This window comes from Pseudomonas sp. nanlin1, assembly GCF_045571515.1.
Classification (GTDB): domain Bacteria; phylum Pseudomonadota; class Gammaproteobacteria; order Pseudomonadales; family Pseudomonadaceae; genus Aquipseudomonas.
In genome coordinates this window covers 4,251,689-4,268,344 of record NZ_CP124218.1, presented here as the reverse complement: position 1 = coordinate 4,268,344, position 16,656 = coordinate 4,251,689, and the positions used below count along the sequence as shown (strand labels likewise).

11 protein-coding genes, 1 tRNA gene and 1 pseudogene are annotated in these 16,656 nt (G+C 60.7%); 6 read left to right on the top strand and 7 right to left on the bottom strand.

Annotation, left to right across the window (positions count from 1 at the left end; genetic code table 11):
- Nucleotides 1-108: 108 nt before the first annotated feature.
- Nucleotides 109-4,371 (bottom strand): DEAD/DEAH box helicase, encoded by a 4,263-nt coding sequence (locus QCL65_RS19650; protein ID WP_407311696.1) that lies wholly within the window; start codon nt 4,369-4,371, stop codon nt 109-111.
- Nucleotides 4,372-4,458: 87 nt separating this feature from the next.
- Here QCL65_RS19650 and QCL65_RS19645 point away from each other — a divergent pair.
- From QCL65_RS19645 to QCL65_RS19635, 3 genes and pseudogenes are all read left to right on the top strand, one after another.
- Nucleotides 4,459-4,560, top strand: a pseudogene (locus QCL65_RS19645) (NUDIX domain-containing protein); the annotation flags it as partial.
- Nucleotides 4,561-4,639: 79 nt separating this feature from the next.
- Complete coding sequence (locus tag QCL65_RS19640) at nt 4,640-5,281, top strand: LysE family translocator (protein ID WP_407311694.1); 642 nt, start codon at nt 4,640-4,642, stop codon at nt 5,279-5,281.
- Nucleotides 5,282-5,483: 202 nt separating this feature from the next.
- Nucleotides 5,484-5,978: a GyrI-like domain-containing protein gene (locus QCL65_RS19635; protein WP_407311692.1), complete on the top strand. Its 495-nt coding sequence runs from the start codon at nt 5,484-5,486 to the stop codon at nt 5,976-5,978.
- Here QCL65_RS19635 and QCL65_RS19630 read toward each other — a convergent pair.
- The 3 genes from QCL65_RS19630 to QCL65_RS19620 all read right to left on the bottom strand — a co-directional run bounded on the left by QCL65_RS19630 (nt 5,959) and on the right by QCL65_RS19620 (nt 10,952).
- The gene (locus tag QCL65_RS19630) at nt 5,959-7,137 is read right to left on the bottom strand and encodes an ATP-binding protein (RefSeq protein ID WP_407311690.1); all 1,179 of its coding nucleotides are present in this window, start codon (nt 7,135-7,137) and stop codon (nt 5,959-5,961) included. The two genes, QCL65_RS19635 and QCL65_RS19630, sit on opposite strands and share 20 nt — an antisense overlap.
- Before the next feature lie 85 nt (nt 7,138-7,222).
- A complete protein-coding gene (locus QCL65_RS19625; RefSeq protein ID WP_407311688.1) occupies nt 7,223-9,832 on the bottom strand; it encodes an EAL domain-containing protein in 2,610 nt (869 codons plus the stop codon).
- A 436-nt stretch (nt 9,833-10,268) separates the two neighbouring features.
- The gene (locus QCL65_RS19620; protein ID WP_407311686.1) at nt 10,269-10,952 is read right to left on the bottom strand and encodes an Abi family protein; all 684 of its coding nucleotides are present in this window, start codon (nt 10,950-10,952) and stop codon (nt 10,269-10,271) included.
- A 170-nt stretch (nt 10,953-11,122) separates the two neighbouring features.
- Between QCL65_RS19620 and QCL65_RS19615 the strand changes: the two genes are divergently transcribed.
- A complete protein-coding gene (locus tag QCL65_RS19615) occupies nt 11,123-12,202 on the top strand; it encodes an MBL fold metallo-hydrolase (protein ID WP_407311684.1) in 1,080 nt (359 codons plus the stop codon).
- On the opposite strand, the gene QCL65_RS19610 is transcribed toward QCL65_RS19615, so the two are convergent.
- The 3 genes from QCL65_RS19610 to QCL65_RS19600 form a co-directional block, all read right to left on the bottom strand.
- Nucleotides 12,199-13,107: a formate/nitrite transporter family protein gene (locus QCL65_RS19610; RefSeq protein WP_407311682.1), complete on the bottom strand. Its 909-nt coding sequence runs from the start codon at nt 13,105-13,107 to the stop codon at nt 12,199-12,201. The genes QCL65_RS19615 and QCL65_RS19610 overlap by 4 nt on opposite strands.
- 69 nt (nt 13,108-13,176) lie before the next feature.
- On the bottom strand, nt 13,177-14,082 hold the full coding sequence (locus QCL65_RS19605; RefSeq protein WP_407311680.1) for an alpha/beta hydrolase: 906 nt from the start codon (nt 14,080-14,082) through the stop codon (nt 13,177-13,179).
- A 138-nt stretch (nt 14,083-14,220) separates the two neighbouring features.
- Nucleotides 14,221-14,814, bottom strand: a complete 594-nt coding sequence (locus QCL65_RS19600; protein WP_407311678.1) for a hypothetical protein — start codon at nt 14,812-14,814, stop codon at nt 14,221-14,223.
- A 197-nt stretch (nt 14,815-15,011) separates the two neighbouring features.
- On the opposite strand from QCL65_RS19600, the gene QCL65_RS19595 reads away from it, so the two are divergent.
- Together QCL65_RS19595 and QCL65_RS19590 are read left to right on the top strand one after the other, a co-directional pair.
- Nucleotides 15,012-15,088: transfer RNA gene (locus QCL65_RS19595), tRNA-Val, on the top strand.
- Between the two features lie 120 nt (nt 15,089-15,208).
- A protein-coding gene (locus QCL65_RS19590) for an IS3 family transposase (protein ID WP_407311676.1) occupies nt 15,209-16,431 on the top strand; the annotation gives its coding sequence in 2 pieces (ribosomal slippage) (nt 15,209-15,560 and nt 15,560-16,431; 1,224 coding nt in all).
- Nucleotides 16,432-16,656: the final 225 nt, after the last annotated feature.

Here is a 16,656-nt window from a genome sequence, read left to right as displayed (position 1 = left end):
GCGAGCAAGCTCGCGCCTACACACAGGGGGGTGATCCAGGGCGGGGGAGGTTGTCTTTTTTTCGAGAAAAATGCAAAGCCTGGCTATTACTGAATGTCTCAGCCGCGGTTAACCGCGAATCAAGCGTTCTCGCAACGCCGCGTCCTCGGCTTGCCAATATTGGGGTTTGCCCGCCACCATCGCGGCCACGGGAAGGCCATCACGGTAAACCACTCGGTTGCCTTGCAGGGCCGCGACCTTATTACCGGGTAGTAGTGTGCCGACCAGGTTCAAGGGGTCGCAGCCACTGACCGCAATCAAGCTGCCATCCAGTGCGCGCCGGCGCACCTCGCGCAATACCGGGATCGCCTCGGGCAAGGCAAATTGCTCGCCGGCCAGGCCCTCGATAAAGCGCCCGCCACGGATCTCGCCGCGTGCCTCGAGGCGTTGCAGGCAGCGTTGCAGTTCGCGCCAACTGGGCAACCATTGCGCCTCGCGTTCGAGCAGGCGCCAGCACAGCACGCCGTAACGCCGCAGCAAGGCCAGGGCGATGTGCTCGACGGCGCGCTCGTCAGCGCCGGTCGAACCTTGCAACAACGCCCAGCGCCCGGCGTCGTCCATGCCGCCAATAAAGGCACCCCGGCCGCGCCGACTGCTGTTCTGCTGGCGCCGGCTGGCCGGGGTGATCAACGCCCGCAGGCCCGCAAAGCTGTCGGCGTTGACCCGGCCAGCAGCCACCAGCTCTTGTAGCGCGGTCTCCAGTTCGCTGCGCAGCAAGTGCCCATGGTGGCTGAGCTCGTCAAAAAACAACGCGCCCTGTTCGCTGAGTGCTGTATGGGCGCGTTGCGCTCGAAGGGGTAGCGACTCCAGCGGCGAGGGTTCGCTCAGGCTGCGCCAGACGGGCAGATGCGCCCGCGCCAGGAGTACGATCGGCGTGGCCCGCAGTGTCGCGGTAAGGGCCTTGCTGGAGCCGCCCAGGCGCGCCCAGACCGTTTTGCCGGTCCGGCTCAGGTGGTCCAGCCAGAGCGGCTGGTAGTCTTTCAGGCGCGCCGGTAGCAGGTCGCTTTCCCATGCTCCCGCCGCCGCTGGGTAGCCCTCCAACTGCTCCAGCAATTTGTCCAGGGCCTGTTGGCCTTGCAGTTGCGTGCCTGGGCTCAGGTGCTGCCAGTCGAACAGAAAGCGCATAAAGTCCTGTAGCGACACGGGCTCGATTTCCCGGCGCAGGCGCTTGACCGTATAGCGATGAATGCGCGCCAAGAGGTGGCGCTCGCACCATTGCTCGGTGGCTGACCCTGGCCTGAACTCACCGCGTACCACCTGACCTTCGCTTTCAAGGTGAGCCAGCGCCTGGGCGACTGCCGCGCTGGGCAGACCCAGCGGCTCGGCCAGCGCGGCTGGGGTCAGGGCCACCGTGGCACTCAGGCGCGCACGCAGCCACTCCACCCGCGCAGCATCGGCTGCCCAGGTGTGTTCCGCGCCTTGCAGCGCCTGCAGCGGTGGCGACAGGCACGCGTTTGGGTAGATCGCCAGGGCCAGGCTTAAACGCTCCAGGGCCACCCACAAGCGCTGCCCGCAGGCCAAACTCAGGCAGGTGGCTCGCCCGGTTTCTGCCAACTGGTGCAACCATTGCGGCCACTGTGCCAAGCGCTCGGCCTCGTCCACATTGATGCAACCGAGCTGCACCAACGCTTCATGCATTTCGTCACTATTGCGCGGCTGCGGCCAGGCTTCGCCCGCTACTGCCGCAATAGCGTCTGGGTCCAGCGTGCCCAGTTCGTCGGCGTGGCCTGGCTCGCTCCAGCGCCGGTTGAGGACCGCCTGGGTCCGGCGTTCTTCCAAGGGCGCGTCATCCAGAAACGCATAGGGGCGGGCGTTGAGAATGGCGGCCGCCAGCGGCGACGGGGCGGGCAGGTCGCGGCAGATCAAGCGCACCTCGCCGCGCTCCATTCGCCCCAGCAGGGCCAACCAGGCGTTGCTGTCCATGGCTTCATGGAGGCAGTCGTCGAGGGTTTGCTCGATCAGCGGGTGGTCGGGTATTTCCCGTTCGCCCGCGAGGTTTTCCAGGCAGGCGATCTGGTCTGGGAACACCGTGGCGATCAGGTCTTCACTTTTCATGCGTTGTAACTGCGGCGCCACTTTGCGCCCGCCGCTGAACCGCGGCAGGGCCAGGGCGGTGCTGGCATTCCAGCGCCAGCGCACGCCGAACAGCGGCGAGTCGAGCAGCGCCTGAATCAGGATGTGCTCGGCGCTGCTGGAATGCAGGTAGCGCCACACCTCTTCCAGGGCGAAACTGTGGCTGCTGGAAAGCGACAGCACGATGGCATCTTCGCTGGCCGCCGCCTGTAGCTCAAAGTTGAACGTGCGGCAGAACCGCTTGCGCAGTGCCAGGCCCCAGGCGCGGTTGACCCGGCTGCCGAAGGGGCTGTGGATGATTAACTGAGTGCCGCCTGAAGCGTCGAAAAAACGCTCCATGATCAAGGTGTCCTGGGAGGGCAGGGCGCCCAGGGCCCGTTGGGTGCGGGCCAGGTAATCGACCAGTTGTTCGGCGCTGTCGTGGCCCAAGCCCACCGTTGTCTCAAGCCAGCTGACCACGCCGGCCGGCTCGCTGCTGTGCAGGCGTTGATCGATCTGCGCCTGCAAGCGGGCCACGGCCCAGGACAGTTCTGCGCTGCGCCCGGGTGCTTCGCCCATCCAGAAGGGGATATTGGGCGGCACCCCCTTGGCATCTTCGACCCGCACCCGTCCACTTTCGATACGCAGGATACGGTAGGCACTGTTGCCCAGTTGAAAGACGTCGCCGGCCAGGCTCTCTACGGCAAAGTCTTCATTGACGCTGCCAATGTTCAGCCCCTGAGGATCGAGCATCACGCTGTAGTCGGCGTTATCGGGGATGGTCCCGCCGCAGGTCAATGCGGTCAGTTGGCTACCGCGGCGGCCGCGTACGCGCCCGGTGCTGGCATCCCGGTGCAGGTAGGCGCCGCGCACGCCCTGGCGGCCGCTATGGCCTTGCGCGAGCATGCGCAGCAAGGCCAGGTAATGGCGCTCATCCAGCCCCTGATAAGGCATGGCCCCGCGAATCATGGCCAATAGCGCCTGCTCGTCCCATTCCTGGCAGCTGACCTCGGCGACGATTTGCTGGGCCAAGACGTCCAGGGCGGTCGAGGGAATGTGCAGGGTCTCCAGCTCACCCTGGCGCACACAATCGAGCAGGGCCGCGCATTCGATCAAGTCATCGCGAGAGATGGCGAACAGGCGCCCCTTGGGAGTGCCGACCACTTGGTGTCCAGAGCGGCCCACTCGTTGTAAAAACGCCGCAATCGAGCCCGGGGAAGCGATCTGGCAGACCAGGTCGACCTCGCCAATATCGATCCCCAGCTCCAGCGAGGCGGTGGCCACCAGCACTTGCAATTGGCCGGCCTTGAGCCGCTGCTCGGCCGTCAGGCGTTGCTCCTTGGACAAGCTGCCGTGGTGCGCGGCCACCGCCGTTTCGCCCAAGCGCCCGCTCAGGTGGCGCGTCATGCGCTCGGCCATGCGCCGGGTGTTGACGAACACCAGGGTGGTGCGGTGTTCGCGGGCCAGCGCGGCCAGGCGGTCGTAGACCAGTTCCCAGACATCGTTGGGCATCACCGCCGCCAGGGGCACCGGCGGCACTTCAATAGCCAGGTCGCGCGGCCGGGCGTGGCCAATATCGACAATCGCGCAGGGGCGCCCTTGCCCGGCCAGAAACCGCGAGACGTCCTCGATGGGCTTTTGCGTGGCCGACAGGCCGATGCGTTGCAGCGGCTCCGGGCACAGTGCCTGCAAGCGTTCCAGGGTGAGCGCCAAGTGGCTGCCGCGCTTGCTGGCGGCGACGGCGTGTATTTCATCGACGATAACCGTGCGCACCGTCCCCAGCATGGCGCGCCCCGACGTCGAGCCCAGCAGCACGTAGAGCGATTCGGGGGTGGTGACCAGAATGTGTGGCGCCTGCCGGCGCATGGCGGCCCGCTCTTTCTGCGCGGTATCGCCGGTGCGCACCGCTGTGCGAATGGCCACGCTGGGCAGGCCCATGCTTAGCAATTGTTCATTGATGCCGGCCAAGGGCGCCTGCAAGTTGAGTTGAATATCGTTGGACAACGCCTTGAGCGGCGAGACATACAGCACGCGGGTGCACGCTGGCAGCCCACCCTCGGCCAGGCCGCTGCGCACCAGGTCGTCGAGTACAGCGAGAAACGCCGTCAGCGTTTTGCCCGAGCCAGTGGGCGCGGCGATCAGGGTCGACTGCCGGGCCTTAATCAACGGCCATGCTTGCGCTTGCGCGGCCGTTACGCTGGCAAAGCGCGCGGCGAACCAGGCACGCACGGCGGGGTGAAAGGCGTTCAGGGCAGCTTGGGCCGGGGCAGGGGCGTTCATTCAGGCTTTATGCGGGCGCGGTGCGCCGGTTGCAAGGCAGTTCGTCGGCGCTTGAACGACGAGGGGAGAAATGGGATCCTGCGCGCCATGAAAAATACCCTCTATATTGCCGCGGCGCTGCTCCTCGACCCCCGTGGCCAGACCTTGCTGGTGCGCAAGCGCGGCACTGAGGCGTTTATGCAGCCTGGCACCGCTGACACGTGATCCCGTGCTACCGATTTACCTGCAAGGCCGGGTGTAAGCCCCGCACCGATTACTAAGGTCCACGATGCAGTTCTACAACGGTTTTCTCCTCAGCCTCTCGCTGTGTCTGGACATCGGCGTCGCCAATATCGCCATGCTGACCCTGGCCATGCAGCGCGGTTTTGCTCGCGGTTTCTGGCTGGGCCTAGGCACCTGTGTTGGCGACATCTGCTATGCCTTGCTGGCGCTGGCGGGGATGACCGTGCTGTTGCAGTACAGCTGGGTACGTTGGCTGCTGTGGGTCGGCGGCTCGTTATTGCTGGTGTATTTCGCCGTGAAGATGCTGTTTGCCGCGTTTCGCCGGGACCTGGCGTTGGAACTTCCTGGTCAAGTCGACAGCGGTTCGAACGCCAAAGAATTTCGCCGCGGTATTTTTCTGGCGATGTCTTCGCCCAGCGCGATTCTTTGGTTTGCTGCTGTGGGCGGGGTGCTCATCTCCCGGGCCGGGCAAGACGGGCCGCTGGCCACCGGGTTGTTTTTGGCCGGCTTTCTTTGCGCCGGGGTGGTGTGGTCAGCAGGTCTGTGCCTGGCAGCGAGCCAGGGCGGGAAATGGCTGGGCGAACGGTTGCTGAAATACTCCTATATGGTCTCGGCCGCCATATTTTGCTATTTCGCGGTTTATGTCATTACTTCCGGCTACCGGGAATTCATCCTCGCTGCGGCGTAATAGGTGTTATACCTGTAGTTATCCAAACGCACGGTGGAGTACTGACATGAAAGGCATGGACTCAAAGAAAGCCGCGAAGAAAAAACCGGCGAAAAGCGCCGTCGAAAAGCGCGCCGATAAAAAAGCCAAGAAAACCCAAGTTGGGGTATTCGGGCATTGAAGCGCGTCCTGCCCATGCCCCATTCATTGCGAGTGCTGCCCTATGCCTGATGCTTCCGATGCGCCGCTGCAACCTGTCCGTATGGAAGAGGGCAGGGCCATGATCATCGCCGGTTTCGCCCAACGCCACAGCGCCGACACTGCCAGCAACCCCGCTGCCTTATGGCAGGAGTTCGCGCCCTTCGCCGGTAAAGTCCCTGGCCAGGTTGGCGGTGACCGCTACGGCTTGATGGGCGAGCCCGATAGCCAAGGCGCATTCGACTATATTGCGGGTGTCGAAGTGGAAACCCAGGCAGGCCTGAACGAGCAATTGCATTGGTTCGAGCTGGCGCCGGTCACCTATGCGGTGTTCGAATACCAGGGGCATCTTTCCGGGGTGGCGCAAACGGTCGAGGCGCTGCGTGAGCAATGGCTGGCCGAGTCTGGCTATACCGCCGCCCGTGCCCCCGTGCTAGAGCGCTACAGCGGCGACTACGATGCGTTGGCTGCAACCGGAACGGTGGAAATCTGGTTTCCGGTCATGCCAAAGGCAATCTGAAAGTAAACAGCGTGCCAGCTTCGGCGGTGGACACCACGTCCATGTGCCCCCCGTGCGCCTTGGCGATCTGGCTGGCGATGTACAACCCCAGGCCTAAGCCACTGCGCGGCGAGCTGGAGTTGGGCCGGGAGAACGGCTGGAACAGTTGCGAGTGCACTGCCGCATCGATGGGCTGCCCCAGGTTGTGCACGCTCATCTCGAAAACGTTATCGACGATTTCCGCATTGACCGTCACGGGTGAGTGGGGGTCGCCATGGCTGATCGCGTTGGACACCAGGTTGGACAACAATTGCGCGAGCCTTTCGCGGTCACAGCGCATGCTCTGCAAATTGCCAACGTGCAAGCCGATCACGCGCTCGGGATGCACCCGTTGTATCTCATTGACCACTTGCATCAAGTTCTCCGCCAGGTCAGGGCATGGCTTGATGTTGATCGTGATACCGGCCCCCAGACGCCCCCGCGCGAAGTCCAACACATCCTCTACCAACTGCGCAGCGCGGGCCCCGCTGGCCAGTATGTGCTTAATGATACCCAGGCACTTTTCATCGGTGACTTTGCGTTTGAGCAGCTCAGCCCCTGCGGTGATGGCGAATAAGGGGTTGCGCAAATCGTGGCCCAGCACCGCGATGAATTGTTCGCGCAGCTCGGCAACCTCGCGCTCCTGCAGCAGCGCCTCTTCGGTGCGTTGGTAGTCTTCTTCACTTTCCATCTGGATCGAGAGCAACCGGGCAAATGACTCGATCATCGGTTCAATGGCGCTGCCGCGCAGCTTGGCCGGCAGTGGGTCAAGCGCGCAAATGGTGCCGAAGAAGCTGCCATCGGTGCGGAAAATCGGCACCGAGATGTAGCTTTCGAATTTGTACAGGGCTGGGGTGTGGTGATTGCAGTATTCGTCGTCCTGGCTGGCATGGTCGATCAGCACCGTAGACTGGTGCTGGCGAATCTCGTGGCACAGGGTGGTGCTGATGTCCAACTGCCCACCGACATCCAGGCCAAACCCCAGGCGGTCTAGCACGGCGCAGGCGGTCCAGGTTTCTTCAGTAACACGGGCAACGGCGGCAAAGCGCATTCCGGTCATTTCGCAGATAACCTGCAAAATGGCAGGTACCGCTTTGATACGTGCGATGGTGGCGAGATCGGCTGCAACGCTTTTGACCATGTTTACCCCATGGAGACTTCGACGAAATCGAGCGCCTGCTCGAGCATCGGCCGAAGTCTAACCACCAGGGGTAGCGCTTTACAAATTACTTTTTAGTGCCTCGAGCGCCGAATTGGGTGACGTTATTGGGCGTTGGCCGGGGCTTGATGCCTTGAGCCTTCAACAGGCGGGCAAAAGCGTGCTTGTCGATGGGCCGGCTAAGGAAGTAACCCTGTGCCTCATGGCACTGGTCGATGCCCAGGTTGGCCAACTGCTGTTCGGTCTCCACGCCCTCGGCGGTGACGGTCAGGTTCATCGCCTTGCCCAGATTGATGATCGCCTGCACCACGGCGCGGTCATTGTTGCCGTTGTCCATAGAGGCGATAAAGCGTTTATCGATTTTCAAGCCGTCGAAGGGGTAAGTGCGCAGGTAGCCAAGCGACGAATAGCCGGTGCCGAAGTCGTCCATGTTCAGGCGCACGCCGAGTTCTTTCAGGGCATTCATATGGCCCAGGGCGCCGTCGATGTCGTTGAGCATGACATTTTCGGTGATTTCCAGCTCCAGGCGTCGCGCCGGGAAGCGCGACTGTACCAGCGCATCGCGCACATCCTTGACCACGTCGCTGCGCAGAAACTGCGCGGGGGACAGGTTGACCGACACGTGAATATGTTCCGGCCAGTGGCGTGCGGTCTGGCAGGCTTCCAGCAAGACCCAGCGCCCGAGCAGCACGATCAGATCGCTTTGCTCGGCCAGAGGAATGAAAGCATCAGGGCCCAGTAGGCCTTCGACGGGGTGCTGCCAACGTACCAACGCTTCGACCGAAACGATTTCGCGACCATCGACGCGGTAACGTGGCTGGAAGTGCAGCACCAATTGCTGATGTTTTATCGCGCTACGCAGTTCGTTTTCGACTTGGCGCCGCTGCTGAATTTGCTCACCCATCTGCGCCGCGAAGTAGCACCAGGTGTTTTTGCCGTCAGCCTTGGCTTGATACAGCGCGATGTCGGCGTAGCGGATCAACTCTTCAGGCAGGTGCCCCTGATGTTGACTAAGCACGATGCCGACACTGGCGCCTACGTGCAATTGCTGGTTCTCATAGTGAACCGGGCGGTGCAGGCTTTCGATCAAACGAGTGCAGAAGCGCTCGATCTCGTGGCGGTGCTCCATGCCGCATAACACGACGGCGAACTCATCGCCGCCCAGGCGCGCCACCAGGTCGCCGTCACGGGTGTACTCACGCAGGCGTGCGGCCACCTCCTGCAGCAAGGCATCGCCTGCGGGGTGGCCGGAGTCGTCATTGATACGCTTGAAGTCATCCAGGTTCAGCACCAGCAGCGCCAAAGGCGCGCTATGGGCCTGGCTGGCTAGACTCTCCTCCAAAAAACGCAGCAACAACTTGCGATTGGGCAAGCCGGTCAGGGCATCGTGCAGAGAAAGGTGCTGGATTTGGGCGTGGGCAGCCACTTCGTCAGTGATATCGCTGGCAGTGCCCCGGTACCCGGTGATCTGCCCGCCGCGCAGAATAGGCCGTGCCGATACCCGGCAATAGCGGGCCTCGCCGGACAGATCGCGGTAGGCACAGCGCAAGCTGGGCAGGGGCGTAGCCTCATTGAGGCTGCTGAGCCAGGGCAGCAGTGGGGTGGTTTCGCATTCGAGCAATTGCTCCAGGGTACGGCCCAGCCAATGATTGTCGTCGAACCCGGTCACGGCGCTGAAGCGCGCCGAGAGGTAAGTCAGCTTGGCCTGGTCGTCGGTTTCCCAGATCCAGTCCGACGCGGCTTCGGCGACCGCGCGAAAGCGTTCTTCGCTGGCTTCGAGGGCTTGATGGGTGGCTTCAAGGTTCTGGTAGCTGGCCTCGATGGCCCGAGAATTGCGCAAGGCGTGGCGGAAGAACCACACCATCAGCAGGGCCAGCACGCCAACCGCCAAGGCCAAAGGTGGCAGCACCGACCACAGTAGGCGGGTACCCGGTGCAGCTGCCTGCCAGGTCAGGCTGAAGCCTGTTTGCCCCAGGATAATGCTGGGCTGGCCGTCGGCCACGCTGGTATTACTCACCATGCTCAGGCCTTCGAAGCCATAGCTGCGGGCCATGGTGACGAGCTTTTGTGGGTTGAACTGGTCGACGAACAGCAACAAGGAGGTGTCTTTGGCGATGACGTGTGAGCGGTTGCCATCGGGCACTATCGCGGCGGCGTGCAGCTGCGCCGGCCAGCCCCGAAATAAAGCATAGGTGGTGATGGGGTTGGCTAGGTCAGGCTGAGCCTGGATTTTATCGAACAATGGTAGCAAAGGTGCGGCCAGAGAATCGCTGGCCGGCGCTTGACTCAACTCGCCTTTGAGCATCGCGTAACGGGTGGCTTGGCGGTCAACGACAAATACACCCTCGTAACCATCGCGCGCGTATAGGGAGGCCCCCAGGTTTTGTTGATCGAAGGCCCACTGCTCATCCACCGGCCCGCTGAGGTGCTGGTAACCTGTGGTCCAGGACGAGAACGAGCGTAGGTAGCGAGCGGAGGTCTCGGTGCGGTTGGCCAATGCCCGTTTGACCAAGAACTCACTGCGGGCCACTTCTTCACTGTTCATTTGCCGTGCGACGGTGGTCAGGGTGGCGATGCCAATGATTGCACCGAGGGCAAACAGCAGTCCGATGACGACGACGAAATGACGAGTATGCAACGTGCGGTGGGAAGCATAGGCATCGGCTGAAATATCCATTTAGGCTGATCCTTTTAAAGCGAAGTACGGCGTCGTGACGGTCCTGGAAGGGCCATTGTCCTGCATGGCTCCTTCTGTCGCGACGTGCCTGGGGAGTATGGATCTCCCATGGGCTAAAGCGTGCCTCATTATTGTGCTATCGGACGAAATGCAACATTAAGTGCGCAAATGAATAGTTTTTTATACGTAGGTGTTCCTTTTGAGCAGGTGTGGTCAATCTGAGTTCATTCTCTGGGGCTTGCGCGTTGGGCGACGGCGAGGCTATCTATAACGGGGCATCTGCCTGCATCGCTATACGGCCGCACGGTGATGAGGCTGAGCGTTACGGTGCAGGTCGACGATGCAGGGATTGATTAGGACCGGAAAAAGCTGTCAAGGCAGGAGCCTGTTCACTATTTGTTAGCGAACTGCCTAAATCCAGCCACGCCATTCAGTTTTAAGGCCTTACCGAGAGGATCTGAGTGACTGTTTGCGTCTCATCCATCCACCTGGATGTTTGTTTACAGCGAAACTCAATCAACCTTAGGATGCTTGAGTAGTCGTGGGCCAGAGGTCGAGCAAAAATGGGTTCGTGGTGTGCAATCCGGTTACGTAGCTTGCGAATTGACTCCAGTGACTGATGAATTTTCGCTCTGATCTTGTGGTTTGCGACATTCCTGGGCGAATTTGGAAATACTGTTTTCAGATGGTTGGTCCATAGACCATGATCGTATCTTGCCGTAAACATGGACTGCCAGAATGCGAAGCTCATCTCTGCAATGGCTTTGTCAGTGGACGGTGTACCTACACCTGCGAAGTCCTCAGCCTTTTTGCGCGCGGCAAGTACTGCATTGCGAGGCTTGAACGCACTGGGGCTACTCGGATTTGGCAGGCTGAGGAAGAAGCCGTTGTCCCAAGGCCACTGAGGCCCATAGGTTGTCGTCAATACCTCAGCCACGGCGTTGCGAACAAGAACCTCACAAAAGTGTAGGGGATACATAAATGCAGCGGCGACTTGGGCATTCCACGCGTAAAGGGCGATCCCTGCACAGAGAGGTGAGGGTTCGGTGGTACTCATTGATAGATATGTGCCCATCCTGGGAAATGAAAGCGCTGCCTGTTTGGCAATATCTGGCGACATACGGTGAGTGCTCTGTTGACGACCTCGTCATTTAGCCATATAGTCAAATCACTAGCCACTCGGTTAGGAGCTGCGGTCCCTAGACTGCATTTTCGCCGAGGGATGTACGACGGTACACGGAGAAGCCTGCCAGCAATGGCAGGCTTTTTTGCGTTTGGGGTTGATGCCGCATGAAGTTCCAACTCATCCTCGGAGTGTTCTTGCTGATGACAGCCCAGACAAACACGGCCCGCGCCAGCCAATCCGGCGTTGAACCGGCAGCTTCAATACAGCAGGACGGGCGTTTTCAGAACGTCGTGGAACGGCCCAAGGACGGCTTCCTGAAAAAACTGCGCATCGGTTTCAAGTACCTGTTGCTCAGCAAGCCCGCAGGCACTCGGCCGGATGCGCCGATTCCCCTGCAAAGCCTGACCCGTCAGCAGTTGCTCGACGCCCCCAGCCCAAGCCTGTGGCGTTTAGGGCATTCAACGGTGTTGTTGAAAGTCCGCGGGGCATTCTTTATCACCGACCCGGTGTTTTCCGAGCGCGCTTCGCCCGTGCAATGGGCTGGCCCGCAGCGCTTTCATCCCGCGCCCATCAGCTTGGCCGAGTTGCCGCCGATCAAAGCGGTGATTCTGTCCCACGACCACTACGATCACCTCGACCAGGCAGCGATCCTGCAACTGGCCGGCAAGACCCAGTGGTTCATTACCCCACTGGGGGTAGGCGACCTATTGATCGGTTGGGGCGTGCCTGCCCGGCAGGTGCGGCAGTTGGACTGGTGGCAGGAGACCGAGGTCGATGGCACCCGCTGGGTGGCGACGCCGGCCCAGCATTTCTCCGGCCGCGGCTTGTTCGACAGCAACAGCACTCTATGGGCGTCATGGGTGATGCTGGAGCCCGATTGGCGGCTGTTTTTCAGCGGCGATGGCGGCTATTGGGCCGGGTTCAAGCAAATCGGCGAGCGCTTCGGGCCGTTCGATCTGACCCTGATCGAAACTGGCGCCTACAATGTCGCCTGGCCCGCGGTGCACATGCAGCCAGAGGAAAGCTTACAGGCCCACCTCGACCTCGGTGGGCGCTGGATGCTGCCTATTCACAATGGCACCTTCGACCTGTCGATCCATGCCTGGCATGAGCCGTTCGAACGTATCGTCGCTTTGGCCGGCACGGCCGGGGTGCCCTTGAGTACGCCCATGATGGGCGAGCGGGTAGACCCATTGAAACCGCAACCGGGGCGACCCTGGTGGTCGCCCCAGGCCGTTCGTTAACGCTTTTCGCGTTTCTTGGATTTCCCTGGCAGCGGCGGCAAGTCCTTTGGCGGCCCGCCGGTTTCGCTACGGATTTGCGCATGGCTGAGCAAGGCGAAGATAAAACTGCCACCGACGATATTGCCCGCCAGGGTAGGCCCAGCGAAGTGTAGCCAGAACTGATGCCAGGTGGCTTCACCGGCCCATACCAAGTAAGACACCTCCACCGAACCCACCACGATGTGGGTGAAGTCGCCCAAGGCCATTAAGTAGGTGATCACGATGATGATCCACATCTTGGCGCTTTCCATGGAGGGGATCATCCAGACCATGGTGGCGATCATCCAACCTGAGATGATGCCCTTGGAAAACATCTTGCCGATGTCGTTTTCCATGATCTTGCGCCCGATTTCGAGGAAAGCGCCATCGGTCTTGGTGTCGAAGATCGGCAAGTGCAGCATGACGTAGGAGACCAACACCGTCCCTACCAGATTACCCACCAACACCACCCCCCATAACCGCATCAACCGGCCAAAGTTATTCAGGGTAGGTGCGGTCATCACCGGTAAAACAGCGGTCAGGGTGTTTTCAGTGAACAACTGCTGGCGGGCCAGGATCACGGCCAAAAAGCCTGCCGAGTAGCCAAGGCTGGCAATGACCTTACTGGCTTCGACGTCGGGTAGTCGCGAATTGAACAGCCCCATGGCCATCAACGAAAGGCCCATGGTTAAACCGGCGGCCAGGGCCGACCACCAGAGCGCGGCCACGCTGCGCTCCAATTCATGGTCGCCTTGGGTGCGAATGATTTCATGCAACACCGCCGCGCGGGGCGGCTGGTTTTCCTCGACTTCCTGTTCCTCATCGGCCGATAGGCCGGGGGTCTTGGCTTCGTCTTCGGGGTCTCGGGGTTTTTCGGCGTTGTCCATGGCGGTCCTTAATGGGGAGTCAGATCGGTGCCCCAGAGCAATGACCATGGCCCATGCCGATAAGTTGCGTTACCGCCTGCTCAAGGTGGCGGGTAAGCCAAAGGTTTCGCGCAAGGCTTTTACGTATTCACGGTTACCCACCGTCATGCTGTTGTTGTGGGTACCGCCGGGCACCAGCAATAAACGCTTGGGCGCGGCCGCCGCGTCGTACAAGCGCTGGCTGAAAACCGACGGCACATAGCGGTCATCCAGCCCATGGACGATTAGCAAAGGCACTTGCACGTCGGCGATCTTATCGATGGAGTCGAACTTCTCGGACATAATCCAGCGAATCGGCAGCGACGTATTGGCAGCCGCTGCGGCGGCGTCACCGAGGTCGGTAAAGGTGGACTCGATGATCAGGCCGGCGGCCTTGGGCGCATCGTCGTCCTTGGCCAGGCGCCTGGCCAGGTCGACGGCGATCGCGCCACCCAGAGAGTGGCCGTAGATGTAGCGCTTGCTCGCATCGGGTTGCCATTGCACCAGGCGTTGCCAAGCGGCGTCGGCGTCTTCATACACGCTGCGTTCTGAGGGCAGGTCGCCTGGGCTTTTGCCGAAGCCGCGGTAGTCGATGGCCAACACCGCGAACCCCATGCTGCGCAGCTCGCTGATGCGTCTCACCTGGGCCGTGAGGTTCCAGCGGGTCCCGTGCAAATATAAAACCGTCGGCGCCCCCGCCTGTTCGGCGGGCCACCACCAGGCGTGCAGGTATTGATCGGCGCTCAGGGCTTTGCTCAGCGGGATATTCAATTCTTCCACCCCGTTGGGCAACCCGGAAAACCAACTGGCCGTGCCCGGCTCGATGTTGAACAGCAGCTCGCGCTCCTTTTGGGCCAGTTTCGAACAGCCATAGGGCAGCCCCACGCCGATCACTAGCGCGAGCAGTAACATGGGCAACCAGCGTCGACGGGCCGCTGGGGAGGCATCAGAGGGCATAGGGCGCAACCTGTCGCAGAGCTATTTGTACTGGACAGTTAATGCTGGGCCAGCGTTCCCCAGGTATGTCTGGATACGCGCGCCCGTGCTGTTGCGGGGTATTACGAAGGCCTGCTCGAAGGGTCGAAAATGGGCTGCTTAGCGTCTATCGGCAATCGACCGCACCATCGCTTCATGACCGCTGGGGTCATCCGCCCTGGAGATCACCTGCACCAGCGAAAGGGTGTCGCCCGACCCGGCGATGAACGTGGTGCACAGGGTTTTGCCGCCGCCCAGGGTGGCGGTGCTTTCTATCTGGCGGATGCCCAGGTTTTTCTGCTTCAGGCGTTTTTCGGCGATCTGCTTGAAGTCGGGTACGGACTCGGCCTGCTGCTTAAGAAAACCCGCCACAGCGCCGTCGAGGAACTCGCGGTCGTCGTCGCTGGGCGCCGCAGCGCCATTGGCGGGTACTTCAGTGGCGATGACGACTCGGCGCTGGGCCTCATTGAGGTACATCACGCCGCTGGCACCGGCTGTGCCGTTCTGCGCATTGCCGGCGGGCAACGGGTTGGCGGTATAGCCAGCGGGCAGGGTAAAGGCGAATTTACCCTTGAGGGTCGACACCTTTAGCGTGGCCGCTTGCGCGGCGCTCTTCTTCGCGGCCGGTGCTGGCGTTTGTGCATGTGCCTGAACGCCCGCGAGGCTACCGGCGAGAATGGCAAGCAAAGCGATATGGCGACGGGACAAGAACATGGCGACCTCCTGGTGGCGGGAGGCTTTTGTAACAGGTGTCGACGCCGCCGTCACCTGCCGGGCGGGGGTTTGGCGCTATTTTGGCGGTGTTTGACTGGCGTTGTTAGCCGCCCCAGATGCGCCACAGAAAAATTTCGGGCTTTGCAGCTACGGCGATTGACAGCCGCGCGCAACTCCGTAAAATGCCGCCCCACAGCAGGCACGTAGCTCAGTTGGTTAGAGCACCACCTTGACATGGTGGGGGTCGTTGGTTCGAGTCCAATCGTGCCTACCAAACATTTCCGCCTCTGCTGGGCGGGCCAAAAAGGGCGATCCGAAAGGGTCGCCTTTTTTTATGTGTGTGTCCCGTCCTGAATAAGGTTTACACCTTCTGACCTTTCCTCAGGAGGACTTAATGGATTCGGGTAAAAGGCGCAGCCAACGCGATTACACGCTAGCCTTTAAATTATCGGTCGTAGACCAGGTTGAAAAAGGCGAGTTGAGTTATAAAGAAGCCCAGCGACGCTATGGCATCCAAGGCCGGTCGACGGTGCTGGTCTGGTTACGAAAGCACGGTCGACAGGATTGGAGCCAAGGCGCATCAATTCGAGAGCCGAGGATCAGGTCCATGACCGAGCCAACCCTCCCGCCGTCACCCGAGCAGCGGATTAAAGAGCTTGAAGAGCAACTGGCACTGAGCAATCAGAAGGCCCAGTTCTTTGAAGCTGTCGTGAACGTCTTGAAAAATGACTACGGTGTTTCCGTCGTAAAAAAGCGACCCGGCAAGTCCTCTCACAAGGGCAAATCCAAGACCTGAGTATTAGCAGGGCTTGCCTCTTCATGGGTATTTCGCGCCAAGCGTATTACAAGCGCAATCGCGCTTTTGACGCGAGAGTCCGCCAAGACCAAGAGGTGATGGACTTCGTCCTGGAAAAGCGGCGTCGCCAGCCTAGGCTGGGAACGCGCAAGCTGCACTACTTGATGAGCGTCGAAGCTCCTGCGTCGTTGTGCGTGGGTAGAGACCGTCTGTTTACCATCCTTCGTGATGCGCGCGAGCTGGTTCCGCGCAAACGGGCTTATCACAAGACCACTCATAGCCATCATCGCTTTCGCCGGCATTCCAACCTGCTCAAAGCAGGTCCGGAACAAGTTGTGGCTAGTGGGCCCGAACAGGTCTGGGTTGCAGACATAACCTACCTGCCTACGCAGGAAAGCGTGGCCTACGTGAGCCTTGTGACAGATGCGTACTCACGCAAGATTGTTGGCCATCACGTGCATGAAAGCCTGCATACCCAGTCGGTGATAAAGGCACTGGAAAAAGCGGTAAGAGAGCGAAAAACCGATCAGATACTGATTCATCATTCAGATCGCGGCGCCCAGTACTGTTCCGACCTCTATCAGCGGCTGCATACCAGGTATGGAATCCGGTGCTCGATGACTGATGGCTATGACTGCTACCAGAACGCTATGGCCGAGCGGGTAAACGGGATATTGAAGACTGAGTTTCTACTCAATCGGCCTAAAGACTTGGCAGATGCAGTGAAAATGGTGGATGAATCGGTGCAGATCTACAATAGGGAGCGGCCACACTTATCCCTGAAATACAAAACGCCCGATGCGGTGCATCGGGCGTTTTGAGCGTGAAACAGGTGTAAACCTATTTCAGGACTAGACAGTGCTCAAACGGCCGCCCCCTACGTACACCACCCTATGTAGGCGCGAGCTTGCTCGCGAAAAGCGTCAACGATAACGGGTGTGGCCTGAAGGAACGCGGTGGCTGTGGGGTTTTTCGCGAGCAAGCTCGCTCCTACAGAAAGCCTTGGTGGGCGCCGGTGCATCCGCTGGTCGTATTGCCACCGGCCA

What these genes read in the sequence shown, in the direction of transcription:
- QCL65_RS19625 (WP_407311688.1), bottom strand. Translation starts at nt 9,832, where the DNA reads ATGGATATTTCAGCCGATGCCTATGCTTCCCACCGCACGTTGCATACT.
- QCL65_RS19650 (WP_407311696.1), bottom strand. Translation starts at nt 4,371, where the DNA reads ATGAACGCCCCTGCCCCGGCCCAAGCTGCCCTGAACGCCTTTCACCCC.
- QCL65_RS19620 (WP_407311686.1), bottom strand. Translation starts at nt 10,952, where the DNA reads ATGTCGCCAGATATTGCCAAACAGGCAGCGCTTTCATTTCCCAGGATG.
- QCL65_RS19635 (WP_407311692.1), top strand. Translation starts at nt 5,484, where the DNA reads ATGCCTGATGCTTCCGATGCGCCGCTGCAACCTGTCCGTATGGAAGAG.
- QCL65_RS19630 (WP_407311690.1), bottom strand. Translation starts at nt 7,137, where the DNA reads ATGGTCAAAAGCGTTGCAGCCGATCTCGCCACCATCGCACGTATCAAA.
- QCL65_RS19640 (WP_407311694.1), top strand. Translation starts at nt 4,640, where the DNA reads ATGCAGTTCTACAACGGTTTTCTCCTCAGCCTCTCGCTGTGTCTGGAC.
- QCL65_RS19610 (WP_407311682.1), bottom strand. Translation starts at nt 13,107, where the DNA reads ATGGACAACGCCGAAAAACCCCGAGACCCCGAAGACGAAGCCAAGACC.
- QCL65_RS19600 (WP_407311678.1), bottom strand. Translation starts at nt 14,814, where the DNA reads ATGTTCTTGTCCCGTCGCCATATCGCTTTGCTTGCCATTCTCGCCGGT.
- QCL65_RS19605 (WP_407311680.1), bottom strand. Translation starts at nt 14,082, where the DNA reads ATGCCCTCTGATGCCTCCCCAGCGGCCCGTCGACGCTGGTTGCCCATG.
- QCL65_RS19615 (WP_407311684.1), top strand. Translation starts at nt 11,123, where the DNA reads ATGAAGTTCCAACTCATCCTCGGAGTGTTCTTGCTGATGACAGCCCAG.